General features: G+C 68.2%; 17 protein-coding genes. 5 read left to right on the forward strand and 12 right to left on the reverse strand.

The window, feature by feature from the left end:
• Positions 1-65 precede the first annotated feature (65 nt).
• Positions 66-944: a class I SAM-dependent methyltransferase gene (locus tag G3I74_RS11620; RefSeq protein ID WP_164211779.1), complete on the forward strand. Its 879-nt coding sequence runs from the start codon at positions 66-68 to the stop codon at positions 942-944.
• Positions 945-987: 43 nt separating this feature from the next.
• Here G3I74_RS11620 and G3I74_RS11625 read toward each other — a convergent pair whose 3' ends face one another.
• Both G3I74_RS11625 and rsmI read right to left on the reverse strand, forming a co-directional pair.
• A complete protein-coding gene (locus G3I74_RS11625; protein ID WP_164211780.1) occupies positions 988-1,671 on the reverse strand; it encodes a zinc metallopeptidase in 684 nt (227 codons plus the stop codon).
• Between the two features lie 10 nt (positions 1,672-1,681).
• A complete protein-coding gene (gene rsmI / locus G3I74_RS11630) occupies positions 1,682-2,557 on the reverse strand; it encodes a 16S rRNA (cytidine(1402)-2'-O)-methyltransferase (protein ID WP_164211781.1) in 876 nt (291 codons plus the stop codon).
• A 54-nt stretch (positions 2,558-2,611) separates the two neighbouring features.
• Between rsmI and G3I74_RS11635 the strand changes: the two genes are divergently transcribed.
• From G3I74_RS11635 to G3I74_RS11645, 3 genes are read left to right on the forward strand one after another with little or no spacing between them, the layout of a single operon-like run.
• On the forward strand, positions 2,612-4,456 hold the full coding sequence (locus G3I74_RS11635) for a penicillin-binding protein activator (RefSeq protein ID WP_164211782.1): 1,845 nt from the start codon (positions 2,612-2,614) through the stop codon (positions 4,454-4,456).
• Positions 4,453-4,836 (forward strand): YraN family protein, encoded by a 384-nt coding sequence (locus G3I74_RS11640; protein ID WP_164211783.1) that lies wholly within the window; start codon positions 4,453-4,455, stop codon positions 4,834-4,836. Before G3I74_RS11635 ends, G3I74_RS11640 begins: the two co-directional genes overlap by 4 nt.
• Positions 4,837-4,878: 42 nt before the next feature.
• Positions 4,879-5,472, forward strand: coding sequence for a BON domain-containing protein (locus G3I74_RS11645; RefSeq protein ID WP_164211784.1), 594 nt, complete (start codon positions 4,879-4,881; stop codon positions 5,470-5,472).
• Positions 5,473-5,574: 102 nt separating this feature from the next.
• On the opposite strand, the gene G3I74_RS11650 is transcribed toward G3I74_RS11645, so the two are convergent.
• From G3I74_RS11650 to G3I74_RS11695, 10 genes are all read right to left on the reverse strand, one after another.
• The gene (locus tag G3I74_RS11650; protein WP_239056882.1) at positions 5,575-6,063 is read right to left on the reverse strand and encodes a phosphatidylglycerophosphatase A family protein; all 489 of its coding nucleotides are present in this window, start codon (positions 6,061-6,063) and stop codon (positions 5,575-5,577) included.
• On the reverse strand, positions 6,053-7,006 hold the full coding sequence (gene thiL / locus G3I74_RS11655; protein WP_164211786.1) for a thiamine-phosphate kinase: 954 nt from the start codon (positions 7,004-7,006) through the stop codon (positions 6,053-6,055). The genes G3I74_RS11650 and thiL overlap by 11 nt, the downstream gene beginning before the upstream one ends.
• Complete coding sequence (gene nusB, locus G3I74_RS11660) at positions 6,996-7,466, reverse strand: transcription antitermination factor NusB (protein ID WP_164211787.1); 471 nt, start codon at positions 7,464-7,466, stop codon at positions 6,996-6,998. Before nusB ends, thiL begins: the two co-directional genes overlap by 11 nt.
• Positions 7,459-7,926 (reverse strand): 6,7-dimethyl-8-ribityllumazine synthase, encoded by a 468-nt coding sequence (gene ribH, locus G3I74_RS11665; protein ID WP_338063103.1) that lies wholly within the window; start codon positions 7,924-7,926, stop codon positions 7,459-7,461. The genes nusB and ribH overlap by 8 nt, the downstream gene beginning before the upstream one ends.
• Positions 7,923-9,041, reverse strand: a complete 1,119-nt coding sequence (ribB, locus tag G3I74_RS11670) for a 3,4-dihydroxy-2-butanone-4-phosphate synthase (protein WP_164211788.1) — start codon at positions 9,039-9,041, stop codon at positions 7,923-7,925. The genes ribH and ribB overlap by 4 nt, the downstream gene beginning before the upstream one ends.
• Entirely contained in the window at positions 9,038-9,640 is a 603-nt protein-coding gene (locus tag G3I74_RS11675) for a riboflavin synthase (protein WP_164211789.1), read from the reverse strand. Before G3I74_RS11675 ends, ribB begins: the two co-directional genes overlap by 4 nt.
• 1 nt (position 9,641) lies before the next feature.
• Positions 9,642-10,742, reverse strand: a complete 1,101-nt coding sequence (ribD, locus tag G3I74_RS11680) for a bifunctional diaminohydroxyphosphoribosylaminopyrimidine deaminase/5-amino-6-(5-phosphoribosylamino)uracil reductase RibD (protein WP_338063104.1) — start codon at positions 10,740-10,742, stop codon at positions 9,642-9,644.
• 7 nt (positions 10,743-10,749) lie between these two features.
• Positions 10,750-11,265, reverse strand: a complete 516-nt coding sequence (gene nrdR, locus G3I74_RS11685) for a transcriptional regulator NrdR (RefSeq protein ID WP_164211790.1) — start codon at positions 11,263-11,265, stop codon at positions 10,750-10,752.
• A 17-nt stretch (positions 11,266-11,282) separates the two neighbouring features.
• Entirely contained in the window at positions 11,283-12,539 is a 1,257-nt protein-coding gene (gene glyA, locus G3I74_RS11690) for a serine hydroxymethyltransferase (protein WP_164211791.1), read from the reverse strand.
• A gap of 147 nt (positions 12,540-12,686) precedes the next feature.
• Positions 12,687-13,862 carry an alkane 1-monooxygenase gene (locus G3I74_RS11695; protein ID WP_164211792.1) on the reverse strand — a complete coding sequence of 392 codons (1,176 nt, stop codon included), beginning with the start codon at positions 13,860-13,862 and terminating at the stop codon, positions 12,687-12,689.
• A 74-nt stretch (positions 13,863-13,936) separates the two neighbouring features.
• Here G3I74_RS11695 and G3I74_RS11700 point away from each other — a divergent pair, with 74 nt between their 5' ends.
• Positions 13,937-14,971 (forward strand): AraC family transcriptional regulator, encoded by a 1,035-nt coding sequence (locus G3I74_RS11700; RefSeq protein WP_164211793.1) that lies wholly within the window; start codon positions 13,937-13,939, stop codon positions 14,969-14,971.
• Positions 14,972-14,993: the final 22 nt, after the last annotated feature.

Below are 14,993 nucleotides of genomic sequence, written 5' to 3' on the forward strand. Positions count from 1 at the left end.
CCATTCCGAAGCCCGCCAACCGCGGCTGCATCACCCCCGCCGAACTTGCTGTCAGAAAGAGCATCATGGGAACTGCCGAATCGATCCAACCGCTGCTGCGCCGGGCCGCGACGCTGGAAAGCGAACAGCCCGACCAGGCCGGGGCGCTGTACGCGCAGGCGCTGGTCCAGGACCCGGCCTGCCTGACAGCGCACAACGCGCTCGAGCGCCTGGGTCATCGGCAACGCTTCAGCCACTGGATGCGGATCAACTGCCGTATCCATCCCGACGACGATATCTTCGCCTTCATCGCCCGCTCGCCGGAATCGACCAACCCGATCCGCGACTACCTGGCCGACGGCTGGCGCACGCTCAGCGAGCTGATGCTGCTGCTCGAAGCCCTTGACCAGCCGCTGCTCAAGACCGAAAGCCTGCTGGAGTTTGCCTGCGGCTTCGGTCGCTTCACCCGCCACCTGGCGCCGGTTCTGCCCGGACGGGTGACCTGCGCCGACGTACTGCCCGGCTCGGTGGACTTCGTGCGCGAGCAGTTCGGGGTCGCGGCGTTCGAGTCGGCCATGGCGCCGGAACGGCTGCGCGTTCCCGGGCGCTACGACCTGGTGTTCGTGCTGTCGCTGTTTACCCACCTGCCGGTCTCGGCCTGGCGCACCTGGCTGCAGACCCTGGCCGGCGCGGTCAAGCCCGGCGGCCTGCTGCTGCTGAGCTTCCACAACGAGCAGGCCGCGGCCGAGTTCGGCGTGAGCTTCGACGACAGCGGCATTTTCTTTCAGCCCAGCAGCGAATCACCGACCCTGGACGCGCAGCGCTACGGGACCACCCTGACCACGCGAAAAGTCATCGAGGATGAAATCGCCGCGGCCCTGGATACGCCTATCGCCCTGTACCGGGAGCGCGCGTTCTGGGTGGGCCAGGACGCGGTCGCCATCCGCATCGGCGATAGCAGCTGAGCACCTTGGCGCTCCTGGGGCCGCGCGGCCAATCAGCTAAGGCTCAGGGCCTGAGCACGCGCAGCCAGTACCAGAAGTTGAGCAGCCCCATCAGTGAGGCGGCGACGTAGGTCAGGGCCGCGGCGGTGAGGATGCGGCGGGCGTGGCCGCGGTCCTCCTTGCGCAGATACTCGCCTTTGACCAGCAGCGGCAGGGCACGCCGGAAGCTGGCGTCGAGTTCGGTCGGCAGGGTCATCAGGTGGACAACAATGCCGGAGGCCAGGCTGGCCAGCCCCATCACCAGCAGCGCCACGCCGGCGCTGGGCAGGCGCAGCGCCAGCAATACCACCGGCATCAGCGCGATCATGATCACGCCGAAGCGCTGCAGGCGCTGCAGCGACTTCACCAGCTGCGTGCGCCACAGCAGCGGCCGATAGCCGTCGGCATGTTGAACGGCGTGGCCGACTTCGTGCGCGGCAACCGTGATCGCGGTCAGCGAGCCGAAGTCGTAGTGCTCGGGGCTCAGGCGGACCGCGCGCGCTTCGGGATCGTAGTGATCCTGCCCCGGCTCGCCCCTCTCGACCCGCACCGCTTCCAGCCCCAGGCGGCCGAGCAGCTCACGGGCCAGGTCGGCACCGCTGCCCGGGTAACGATCGCGCGGGGTGCGGTAGCGCGCCAGCACGCGCTTGACCCACCACTGCGGCAAGAATATTACGGCGGCAACCAGGGCCAGTACGATCACGATCATTAGGGAGAGTTTATCCGTCGGCGGGTGAGCGTTCGTCACCACGGATGCGCTCGATCAGCGCAAAAGCCTGCTTGCGGCTCAGCCCCGTCAGGCGTGCCAGGATGCCGGCGGCCCGCGACGGCGCCAGCTCGCCGGCCAGCTCGCGCGCCAGCGCCAGCGGGTCGACCGCGGCCAGGGCGTCATCGCGGCAGCCCGACAGCAGCAATATGGCCTCTCCCCGAAGCTGGTCGGGGTCGTCACGGCAGAAGGCAGCCAGATCGGCCAGGGGCGCGCGATGCACGGTCTCGTGCAGCTTGGTCATTTCGCGGCCCAGCGCCGCGATTCGATCGGCGCCGAGGACAGCAATGCAGTCCTCGAGCACGGCGACCAGGTCGCGGGCCGGCACGTAAACGATCAGCGTCACGGGAAGCGTCGCCAGGGACTGAAGACGGCTGCGGCGGGCCGCGGTTTTTGCCGGCAGAAAGCCCTCGAACCAGAACCGGTCCGAGGCCAGCCCCGCCACAGACAGCCCGGCGATGGCCGCGCATGGCCCGGGCACCGGGCTGACCCGAAAGCCGGCTTCGTGCGTGGCACGGACCAGTCGGAAGCCGGGGTCGGAAATCAGCGGCGTGCCGGCGTCGCTGAGCAGGGCGACGTCGTGCCCCTCGCCCAGCGTGGCCAGCAGGCGACCGATCTGGCGCCGCTCAGTGTGTTCGTTGAGGGCCACCATCTGCGGCGGCTGCGCGCGATGCCCGAGCAGGCGGGCGCTGACCCGGGTGTCTTCGGCCGCGATCACCGGGACAGAAGCCAGCAGATCAGCGGCTCGCGCCGACAGATCCTGCAGGTTGCCGATCGGTGTGGCGACGACCCAGAGGGTACCGGAACCGACGGGTGCTTCAAGACTCATGTCGGCATTGTAGGGGCTTGGCTTGAGGCACGATGGTTTATCATCGCGGGCATGATGCCGCGCCTCCTCCTTGTCCTGATCTGCCTGCTTGCCGTCGTTGCCTGTGCACCCCAGCCCATGGTGCGTCCGGCCGAGGTGGATCGAGAAATCACCCGGCAGGTAAGCGACCTGATCCAAAGCGGCGAATACGCCCGCGCTCTGGACGAGCTGCAGGCCCGCCTGTCCGGACTCGACCCGGCTGAAAAGGCACGACTGAAGCTTGGCGCCGCCGAACAGTTCCTGGCCGCCCGGCGACCGATGGAAGCGCGCCGGCTGCTCGCCGATCTGAAGCCCGACGCCCTGGACGGAAACGATGGCCTGCGCCTGACCCTGGCCCGGGCCGAGCTGGCGCTGCTGGACCGCGACACGGCGACTGCCCGCTGGCTGCTCGAGCAGATCGAAGCGGAGCTTCCGGCCAGCCTGCAGGCGCGCTACCAGAGCCTGCGCCAGCGGCTGGGACAGCAGCCTTCCGAAGAGACCGCAAACGATGCCATCGAGGCGCTGACCGCCGTGCTTGCGGAGGAGTCCATCGACCCCGAGCTGGCCTTCGCCCTGCTGATTGATCTGCCGCTGCCCCGGCTTGAGGAACTGATGAGGGATCCGCGCCAGCCGCGTGCGCTGCGGCCCTGGCTGGACCTGGCCGCGACCGCGCGGTCGGCGCTGCTGGATCCGGAGCGACTGCCTGCAGCGCTGGCCGAATGGGAAGCGCGCCATCCCCAATCGGGCTACCCGGCCGCGGAAGCGGAGGAATGGCTCGCCGCCTGGCGCCAGCTTCAACTGCCCCCGGCCCGGGTCGCCCTGATCCTGCCCAGCGCCGAAAGCAGTCTGGCGCGACCCGGACGGGCAGTGCGCGACGGGGTCCTTTCGCGCTGGAGCCGAATGCCGCCGGATTTGCGGCCCGAACTGATGTTTTTTTACATCGACGACGATCCCGATGCCGCCATCGACGCCTGGTACGCCGCGCGCGAAGCGGGCGCCGACCAGGTCGTCGGCCCTCTGCAGCGCCCGCAGGTCGACCGGCTCGTCGAACTCGGCGACGCCAGCGTGCCGGTGTTGTTCCTCAACCACCCCGAAGACGCGCGCGAACTGGCCCGTTTCCCCGGCCTGGCGAACAGCTACGCGCTCACGCCCGAGGAAGAAGCCGAACTGGTGGCCGTGCGCGCTTTGGTCGAGGGCCATACCCGCGCCCTGGTCTTGGGCCAGAGAAACGACTGGGGCGAGCGCGTCGGAGAGGCCTTCAGCGAGATCTTTCGCGCCGGCGACGGTGACATCCTCCGCGACATGGCCTACCCGATCGACCAGGTCGACCACAGCATCCTGCTCGAAGTGCTGCTGGAACTCGACCGCTCGCGCGAGCGTGGCAACCGCCTGGCCGAGACGCTGGACATGCCGGTGGAGTTTGAACCGACCCGACGCACCGATGTTGACGTCATCTTCCTGGCCGCGCGCGCCGGCGACGCCCGCGCGCTGACGCCCCAGCTGAAATTTTTCGGCGCCGGTGACCTGGCGGTGATGGCCACCTCCCACGCGCTTGCCGGCGCGCCCGACCCGCGCCGCGACCAGGACCTGGACGGCATGCTGCTGCCGGTCGCGCCCTGGTTTCTCGACGAGGGACAAGCGGCCACGGAACGACGTGTGGCGACCCGACGCTACGAAAGCCTCGACAACCCCGCCCTGTCGCGCCTGTTCGCGCTGGGCGTGGACGCTTTCGACCTGTTGCCCTGGCTGGAAAGAATGCGCGAAGATCCAACGCTCTACCTGGCCGGCCTGACCGGCCGCCTGCGCCTGACCGAGTCGGGTCGTATCGAGCGCGACCTGCCGTTCGTGCGCATCATCGATGGACAGGCCGTACCCCAATGAGCCGCACCGAGCGCCAGCTCAGCGGCCAGCGCGGCGAAACGGCGGCCGAAGCACTGCTGGGTCGCAGCGGGCTGCAGATTGTCGAACGCAACTATCGCTGCCGGGCCGGAGAAATCGACCTGGTCATGCTCGACCCCGAAACGGCCGACGGCGATGTGCTGGTATTCGTCGAAGTGCGGCTGCGTGCGCCGGGCGCACCGGTCGAGGCGCTTGAAACGGTGGACGGCAACAAGCAGCGCAAGCTGATCCAGGCGGCGCGCCACTTCCTGATGTCGCATCCGGTGTTTGCGTCCCACCCCTGTCGCTTCGACGTGATCGCCATCGACGACCCCGACGAGAAGCCCGCCTGGATTCGCAACGCCTTCGAAGCCGCCGGCTAGCCCGATTGCATCCCTACCCCTGAAATTCGGAGAACGCCTTTCATGAAACCGATTGTTCGCCTGATCTTCGCCCTGCTGCTGGTCTCGCAGATCCTGGGCTGCGCTGCCGTGGTGGTCGGCGGCGTGGTCGCTACCGGTGTGGCGGTCCATGACCGGCGAAGCGTCGGTACCGTGATCGATGACGGCGTGCTCGAGATCCAGGTGCGGGACGCGTTGTATCAGGGTGATGAACTCGATGGCAGCTCACGCATCAAGATCAATGCCTTCAACGGCTGGGTCGTGCTGGCCGGTGAAGTGCCGGCGGAAAGTCTGATCGAACTGGCCACCCAGCGGGCCTCGGACGTCGACGGCGTACAGCGCCTGTTCAACGAACTCGTCGTCGCCGAGCGGGCCAGCCTGGGGCAGGCCAGCAACGACCGCTGGATCTCGACCCGTGTCAAGGCCAGTTTCACCGCTGTTCGCGACCTGCCCGGCTTCGATCCGACGCGGGTTCAGGTCACCGTCGCGCGCGGCGTCGTCTACCTGCAGGGCCTGGTCACGCAAGCCGAGGCCGACGCCGTGATCGAACGTGCGCGCACCGTGCGCGGGGTCGAGCGCGTGGTAACCATGTTCGATATTCGCGACGACATCGACTGATCCATGGCGGGGCAAGGCCGCTCCACGACCCGAGCGTTCCTTGCCCGACGCCATCCCGACCGGGTCGAAAAGCTGGCCGCCCTCGACGCGCAGCTCTCCGGCTCAGCGCATAACGAACTCCAGCAACAATAGCGGCACCAGCGCATAGACCGCCGCCAGCGCGTCATCGACCATGATCCCGAACCCGCCTTCGACCCGCTGATCCAGCCAGCGGATCGGCCAGGGCTTGAGGATATCGAACAGCCGGAAAAGCACGAAACCGGTCAGCCACCAGGCCGGGCTGAACGGAATGAACAGCAGCACCAGCCACAGCCCGACGAACTCGTCCCAGACAATGCCGCCGTGGTCGTGCACACCGAGCCGGCGCGAGGTCTCCCCACACAGATAACAGCCCAGTGCGAAGGCCAGCACGACGATCACCACCCCGGCCCACAGCGGCACCGCGGCCAACGCGATCGCCGGCACCAGAGCCGCCAGGCTGCCAGCGGTGCCCGGCGCCACCGCGCTCAGGCCGCTGCCCAGGCCGAAGGCCAGAAAACCGGTCGGCGTGGCCAGCGCTACTTTCCGGGTCTCGTCACGATCAGCGCTCAAAATGGTCCCATCCGATTCGATCAGCTTCAAAAACATCGCCATCAGGAGTACGGCAGACAATCGCCGACTCGCGCGTAACCCGACCGATATCGACTACATCCAGCGCAAGCTCGGCCAGCGCTTGGCGGCAGCCATCAACCCGATCCGCCGCCACTGTCAGCAGCAGTTCGTAATCATTGCCGCCGGCAACCTGCAGGTTCCAGCGCCGCTCGTCGTGCCGAAACGCCTGGCGCAATGCCGGGCTGGTCGGCAGGGCGGCAAGCTCCAGGGTCGCACCCAGCCCCGGCGGCAGCAGGTGTCTCAGATCGGCCAGCAGCCCGTCGGAAATATCGATCATGCTGGCCGCGCACGCGGCGAGCACCTCCCCAGCGCGCAGACGCGGTTCGGGACGGCGCAGGCGGCGCCGTAGCGACTCCGGCGCGGCTTCTTGGAGCTCCAGCGCTGCGGCGGCATCACCCAGGCTGCCGGTAACGAGAATCCGCTGGTCCGGACTCGCCTGCCCGCGGCGCACCACGCGAGCCGGATCAGCCTGCCCGATCAGGGTCACGCCGAGGTTGAGCGGGCCGGAAGCGATATTGCCGCCGACCAGGCGCAGGCCGGAGCGGCTGGCCAGGGCCAGGAATCCGTCCAGGAAGGCGTCCAGCCACGCCTCGTCGGCATCCGGCAGGGTCAGCGACAGCAGCGCCCAGCGCGCAGTGGCCCCCATTGCGGCCAGATCGCTCAGGTTGGCCGCCAACGCCAGGTGCCCGACGTCGTCGGCCGGCCAGTCAGACCGAAAATGCCGGTCGGCCACCAGCGTGTCGGTGGTCGTGACCAGGGCCATGCCGGGCTCGGGCAGCATCACCGCAGCATCATCACCGATCCCGACCAGCACGGCCGGGTCGGCGTCGGCGGCCTCGACACGCGCGCGGATGCGCGCGATCAGATCAAATTCATTGCTCACCGCGCTCGGCGTCGCGCTCGACGTTGCGGCACTGGCCGGCCAGGCGATCGAGCACGCCGTTGACGAAGGTATGGGCCTGCTCGGCACCGAAGCGGTGGGACAACTCCAGCGCCTCGTCGATGACCACCCGGTAAGGCGTTTCGGGGTGATGGAGCAACTCGTTGGCGCCCAGGCGGAGAATCACCCGCTCCATCTGGTCCATGTTCGCCTGGACCCGCTTCAGGTAGGGCGCCACGGCGGCGTCGAGTTCCTCGCGGCGCTGGACCACCTCGCTGACCAGGGTTTCGAAATAGCCCTGGTCGACGCCCTCGAAATTCTGCTCCTCCAGGAACTGGCCGATGATGGCGGCCGCCGAATCGTCGTTGAGCTGCCACTGGTAGAGCGCCTGGAGGGCGCGCCGGCGCGCCCGGCGGCGCGGCTCGAACGGATTGGCGCCACCCTTGTGCCGACCTTCAGCCACGCGCGATCGCCTCGGCCAGGGCCATCATTTCGAGGGCAGCCAGCGCCACTTCGCCGCCCTTGTTCTTGCGCACCGGATCGGCGCGCTCCAGCGCCTGCTCGGCGTTTTCCGGCGTGAGCACGCCGAACGCGACCGGAATGCGCGCCTCGAGCGCGATCTGGCCCAGGCCGCGGGTGCACTCGGCGCTGATGAAATCGAAATGAGCGGTCTGGCCGCGGACCACGGCACCGAGCGCAATCACGGCGTCGAAGCGCTCGCTTTCGGCCAGCCAGCGACAGGTCAGCGGCAGCTCGAACGCCCCTGGCACGTTCACCCGGGTGATATCGGCGACACCACCGGTTTCCAGGGCATCGCGGCAGCCTGTCCACAGCCGTTCGGTCACTTCGGCGTTGAAACGCGCCACGGCCACCGCAACGCGGCGCCCCTCGCACTCGGGGCGGCAGTCGATTTCCTTGATCACGGTGACGGTTCTCCTTCCGGGACCACGTATTCGGTGATTTCCAGGCCGAAGCCATCGAGCGCGTGCAGCCGGCGCGGCGCGCCGAAGACCTGCATGCGGCGGATGCCGAGCTCGGCGATGATCTGCGCGGCCAGGCCGTAACTGCGCAGTTCGCGCGCGGCCCGGTCGCGGTCGACGGTCGCCTCGTGGGCCGCCTGCAGCAGACCATCGAGGCGGGCCTGATCGTCTTCATCATAGCCCAGCACCAGCGCAAGTCCCTGCCCGCGGCGAGCGATGTCGGCCAGCGCGGCGTCGAGCGGCATGCCGAAGCCAGGATCGGTGATGCCGATCACATCCCCGAGCAGTTCGGGGACGTGCACGCGCACCGGGAAGGGCTGGTCGGGGCTGATCTCGCCGCGCAGCAGCGCCCAGTGCAGCTTCTGGTGAATACTGTCGCGAAACACCTTGAGCTGAAACGCCCCGTAAGCGGTGCCCACGGACTGCTGGTGAACGCACTCGACGGTTTTTTCGGTGCCCAGGCGATGGCGGATCAGGTCGGCCACGCTGCCGACCTTCAGGTCGTGCGCGCGGGCGAAGCTTTCCAGCTCCGGGCGCCGCGCCATGGTGCCGTCGTCGTTGAGAATCTCGACCAGCACCCCGGCCGGTTCCAGCCCGGCCAACAGGGCCAGGTCCATGCTCGCCTCGGTGTGCCCGGCGCGCGCCAGCACGCCGCCGGGCTGAGCCATCAGCGGAAAGACGTGGCCGGGCTGGGTCAGGTCGTCCGGGCGCGCGTTGGGCGCCACGGCGGTGCGAATGGTATGGGCGCGATCGTAGGCCGAGATGCCGGTGGTGACGCCTTCGGCGGCCTCGATCGAGACGGTGAAGTTGGTCTGGTGGTGGCGGTCGGTATCGCGCACCATCAGCTGCAGACCGAGCTGGCGGCAGCGCTCGCGGGTCAGCGACAGGCAGATCAGACCGCGCCCGTAGCGGGCCATGAAATTGACGTCTTCCGGCCGGGTCATGCTGGCCGCCATGATCAGGTCACCTTCGTTCTCGCGGTCTTCGTCGTCGAGCATGACCACCATCTTGCCGGCGCCGATGTCGGCCAGGATGTCGGGTATGGAGTGGAACTTCATGTCAGCCCTCGCTGTTGCAGCAACCGGTCCAGATAGCGGGCCAGCAGATCGATTTCCAGGTTCACCCGGTCGCCGACGCTCAGATCGCCCAGGGTGGTGACCTGCCAGGTATGGGGGATCAGGTTGACCTCGAACTCATGCGCTTCGACTGCGTTGACGGTCAGGCTGACCCCGTCCAGGGTCACCGATCCCTTCTCGGCCATGAATCGGGCCAGCGGCTCGGGCACGCGCAGGCGCAGCCGGTAGGACTCGCCGATCGGGCGGACATCGACCACCTCGGCCAGGCCGTCGACGTGGCCGCTGACCAGGTGACCGCCCAGCCGATCGCCCAGCGCCATGGCCGGCTCCAGATTGACCCGGTCGCCGGGCCTGAGGCGCCCCAGGCTGGTGCGGGCCAGGGTTTCGGCCGACAGGTCGGCGCTGAAGCCCTCGCCGTCCAGGGCGAGCGCGGTCAGGCAGCAGCCGGACACGGCAACGCTGTCGCCCTCACGCCAGTCGGACGGCGCCAGTTCCGGGCACTGGATACGCATGCGCACACCCTGATCGACGGCATCGATGGCCGCGATGGTGCCCGCGCTTTGAATGATTCCGGTAAACATGTCAGCCTCGGTGGACGTCGGCGCGAGTCGATGGCCGCAGGCGCAGGCGTTGATCCACGCCCAGACAACGCTGCTCGATCAACTCCAGATGGAGGCGCTGATCGAAGTTTTCCATCCCCGGCAGGGCCATCATGGGCGAACCCCGGCCAATCAGCACGGGCGCCTGGTAGACCAGCAGCTCATCGACCAGACCGGCCGCCATCAGCGCGCCGGCCAGGGTCGGCCCGGCCTCGACGTGGACTTCGTTGAGTTCCATTTCGGCCAGCCAGGCCATCAGGGCGTCAAAGTCTATTCGGGCGTTGGCGTCGGCCGGCAGCTGGCGCCAGACCACGCTCTCGCGCTGCCAGGGCGCCGGGCCGGCGCTGGCGACCCGAACCGCACCGCCGCAATCGAGCAGGCGGGCCTGCTGCGGCAGCCGGCCCTGAGAGTCGACGATGATCCGCAGCGGCTGGCGCTCGACCCCGTCGAGGCGCACGTCCAGGCGCGGATCGTCAGCCAGCACGGTGCCGATGCCGGTCATGATGGCCGAGGCCCGGGCCCGCCAGCGCTGCCCGTCAGCCCGCGCCGCCGGTCCGGTGATCCACTGCGAGCGACCGTCGGGACCGGCCGTCAGGCCGTCCAGGCTCACCGCCAGCTTGACCCGCAGCCACGGCCGGCCGCGCTCGTGGCGGCTGACAAAACCGATATTGAGCTCGCGCGCTTCCTCGGCCATCAGTCCCGCGCGCACCTGGATTCCGGAGGCGCGCAGGCGCTCGAGCCCGCGACCGGAGACCCGCGGATCGGGGTCGGTCATGGCGATCACCACCTCGGCGACCCCGGCCTCGATCAGCGCATCGGCACACGGCGGGGTACGGCCGGTATGACTGCAGGGCTCCAGGGTGACGTAGGCGGTCGCACCCCTGGCCCGCGCCCCGGCCTCGCGCAGCGCCAGCACCTCGGCGTGCGGCTCGCCGGCCGCGCGGTGCCCGCCGCGCCCGACCACGGTTCTGCCGACGCTGAGCACGCAGCCCACGCGCGGATTGGGATCGGTGGTCCACAGTCCCGACCGGGCCAGGTGCAGGGCCTGCGCCATGCACGCCTGATCGAACGCGGAAAACTCCACGGTCGACTCAGTCCTCACGCTCGCCGGCTTCGCGCAGCAGCGGCATCTGGCGCCGGTCCAGGGTGCCCGGCCGACCCGCCTCGAGGCGTTCGATTTCCTCGCGGAAGGCCTGGACATCTTCGAAACGCCGGTAGACCGAGGCAAAGCGCACGTAGGCGACCTGATCGAGCCGCGACAGTTCGGCGGCGACCCAGTCACCGATCTGCTGGCTGGACAGTTCGGCCTCCTCGAGGGTGCGGATACGCCGCAGCAGCATGCGCAGTGAGCGCTCGACCTCCTGGGTTTCGACCGGTCGCTTCTCCAGCGCCTTGAGCATGCCGCCGCGGAGCTTGTCCTCGTTGAAAACCTCGCGCGATCCGTCGGACTTGATCACGTTGGGCGCCTTCAGGGCAGCGGTTTCCAGGGTGTTGAAGCGCGCCCCGCACTGGCTGCACTCGCGACGACGACGAATCTGGAAGCCGTCGGAAGTCAGCCTCGAATCCACCACCCGGGTATCGGTGTGGTTACAGAAGGGGCACCACATAAACCCTTATCCCGGCCCTACCCGTACACCGGATAGCGCCGGCACAGCTCAAGCGCCGCGGCTTTCGTTTTCGCCTCGACCTCTTTGTCGCCGATCGCGTCAAGCACATCACAGATCAGGCCGGCGAGGGTCCGGCAATCTTCGGCACTAAACCCGCGCGTGGTCACCGCCGGGGTCCCGATGCGCAGCCCGGAGGTCACGAACGGCGAGCGTGGCTCGCCCGGCACCGTGTTCTTGTTGACCGTGATGTTGGCCCGGCCCAGGGCCTCTTCGGCGTCCTTGCCGGTAATGTCGGCATCGATCAGATCAACCAGGAACAGATGATTGTCGGTGCCGCCGGAAACCACCTTGTAGCCGCGCGCCATGACCACCTCTGCCATCGCCCGGGCATTGTCGATCACCTGCTGCTGGTAGGTCCGGAAGCCCGGTTCCTGGGCCTCGAGGAAAGCCACCGCCTTGGCCGCGATGACGTGCATCAGCGGGCCACCCTGGCAGCCGGGAAAGACCAGCGAGTTGAATTTCCTGGTGACCGCCTCGTCCTGCCCCTTGGCCAGGATGATGCCGCCCCTCGGCCCGCGCAGGGTCTTGTGGGTGGTCGAGGTGACGACATGGGCATGCGGCAGCGGACTGGGGTAGACCCCGGCGGCCACCAGGCCGGCAATGTGGGCCATGTCGACCAGGAACCAGGCGCCGACCGAATCGGCGATTTCGCGCATGCGCGCCCAGTCGACCACCCTCGAGTAGGCCGAAAAACCGCCGATCAGCAGACCCGGGCGATGTTCCTCGGCCAGATCGGCCATGGCATCGTAGTCGATTTCGCCGGTGACCCGATCAAGCCCGTAGTGCACGGCGTTGAAGATTCGACCGGAAAAGTTGACCTTCGCGCCGTGGGTCAAATGGCCGCCCTCGGACAAGTCCATGCCCAGAATCGTGTCGCCGGGCTTGAGCAGCGCCAGGAATACCGCCTGGTTGGCCTGCGAGCCCGAGTGCGGCTGGACGTTGGCGTAGTCGCACTCGAACAGTTCTTTCAGGCGGGCGATCGCCAGGTTCTCGGCGATATCGACGTGTTCGCAACCGCCGTAGTAACGCCGCCCCGGATAGCCCTCGGCGTACTTGTTGGTCAGCACCGAGCCCTGCGCCGCCATCACCCGCGGACTGGCGTAGTTTTCCGAGGCGATCAGCTCGATGTGCTCTTCCTGACGACGCTCTTCGGCAGCGATCGCCGCGGCGAGCTCATCGTCGAAACCCGGGATGGTGAAACTGCGATCAAACATGGCTAAACCCGCACGTTGGCAAACCCCCAATGATAGCACCGGGCCCGTGCAGACAACCCGACCGCAGCGCCCGCTAGAGGCCGTCAGGCCGCTAGTAAAAACGCAATCCCGAGACAGGCCGCCAAAGTGACCCTGAGCGTTGCCTCATTAGCCGCGTGGCCCCTCTAGATCGCGATCCTCGCCAACAACACCGCGATTGACGCGGGCCAGATCGTGCTGAACGTGCGGCAGCGCGAGCAGGCGTGGATCCATCACCCGGAACCACAGCGCGGGCACGTAGGCCAGAACGAACATGCCGAAGTAGCCGCCGGGCAGGCGCGGCAGGTCGGGGAAATCGCGCAGCGACTGGTAGCGCCGCTGTGGATGGGCGTGGTGGTCGGAGTGCCGCTCGAGATGAAACAGCAGCAGGTTGGAGACCACGTGGTTGCTGTTCCAGGAATGCTGCGGCCGGCAGCGCTCGTAGCCGCCGTGCCGACCGGGCCCGCGCAGCAGCCCGTAGTGTTCGACGTAGTTGGCGCTGGTCAGCTGCCACCAGGCGACCGCGTTGTGCACGACCAGAAACAGCAGCGCCTCGGCGCCCAGCACGGCCACCAGCCCGCCTTGAACAACGCCAGTGACCAGCCAGGACTGCAGGATCTCGTTGTGCAGGGTCCAGAACCCCCGACCGCGCCGGGCCTGGCGCCGGGTCTCGATGGTCACCGCGCGCCGGAGCCCGCCGGGAATCTCGCGCCGGGCGAAAGCGTAGATGGACTCGCCAAAGCGCGCGCTGGCCGAATCTTCCGGCGTCGCCACGGCCCGATGATGGCCGAAATTGTGCTCGACGCCGAAATGCCCGTAGCCGGGCACGGCCAGCGCCAGTCGAGCCAATATCTGCTCGGTCCGGGTACGCTTGTGGCCGAGCTCGTGGCCGGTGTTGACCGCCAGACCGCCGGCCAGCCCGGCGCTCCAGGCCAGCGCCAGCCAGGCCGGCCAGGCCAGCGGCGTGAGCACCGCCCAGGCGACGGTGATCACCAGGCTGGCAAAATACAGCGGCACCGTCAGCCAGGTCAGTACTCGGTAGTAGCGATCGCTTTCCAGGCCGGACACGGCCGCGGCCGGCGGGTTGCTGGCGTCCTCCCCAAGCACGGCGTCCAGCAGCGGAACCAGGACATAGACCACGATCAACGGCGAGAACAGCATCCACTCCGATCCGCTTGCGATCTGCAGCCCGATGGCCGCCACCGGCAGCAGGGGAAAGACGACCGACAGCAGCCAGCCGGCGCGCTTGCGATCGACAAACCCCGACGGCGCAGACGAGGACTGAATCTGGACGAGCTCGTTCATGGCATCGACAAACGCAGGGTATGACCCCGGACTGTGCCAGCTCCGCGCCCGGCGCAATAGTGTATAAAGTGACCATGTCTGGTCATTTTTCGCCATTTTTCGCGCAGCCGGGCGATTTCGAAGGCCTGCCCGGTCTCTACCTGGCCCATTTTCTCGACGCTCTGCCCATCGATGCAGATCGCAGGCGTGCCCTGCTCGCCGAGGCCAACATGGCCCCCGAGGCCTTGTCCGGGAGCCGGCGGGTCGCACTTTCCCGCGTCCTGGAACTGATTGAGGCCATCGACCGCCAGGCGCGCCCGGGTTGGCACATCCGCCCCGCGCTGGACATGGAAGCCGCGCACCACGGACCGCTGGGCGTGGCCGTGATCAGCGCCCCGACGGTGGCCGACGCGCTGGCCACGCTGACCCGCTTCGAGGCCGTGCGCGCCCCGTTCGTGCATCTTCAGCCGATGTCCGCTGACAAGACATGGCGCGCGCGCATCATTTCCACCACCGCGACCGAGGGACCCTGGCCTGTGCTGATGGAGATCAACCTGCTGGCGCTGGCGGGATTGATCCGGCGCCTGCTTGGCGCTGGCGCAAACCGACTGCGATTGCGGATGCCGCGCTGCTACCGTCCCTGGAAGCGACAGCTACTCGAGGTTTTGCCCCAACAGATTGAAATTGCGGGAGCGGATTACTGCCTGGCCGTGCCGGGCGAGATGCTGCAGCAAGCCTGCCCGCTGGCCGATGCCCGCCTGCACGAAGACGCCGTGGCGCGCTGCCAAAGCCTCATGGCCGAACGCTTCGACTGCGGCCCGCTGGAGGCGGAAATCCGCCGCCGCTTGCTGGCCGATATCGCTCACCCGCCGACCCAGGTCGATATGGCGCGCGCGCTGGGCCTGTCATCGCGCAGTCTCCATCGACGGCTTGGCGAGCGCGGCCGCAGCTATCGCGGGCTCCTGGGCGAGGTGCGCGCTGGCGTTGCCGCTCACCGGCTCAGATACAGCCGCGATCCGGTTTCGAGCATCGCCGCGGACCTGGGTTACCAGGACACGGCCAATTTCGGCCGCGCCTGCCGGCGCTGGTTTGGCTGCTCTCCCGGCCGGCTGCGCCGCGGGCCGGACTGAAAGCGCCGAGGCGGTTGCATCC

Source organism: Wenzhouxiangella limi, from assembly GCF_010499265.1.
GTDB classification, from domain to species: Bacteria; Pseudomonadota; Gammaproteobacteria; order Xanthomonadales; family Wenzhouxiangellaceae; genus Wenzhouxiangella; species Wenzhouxiangella limi.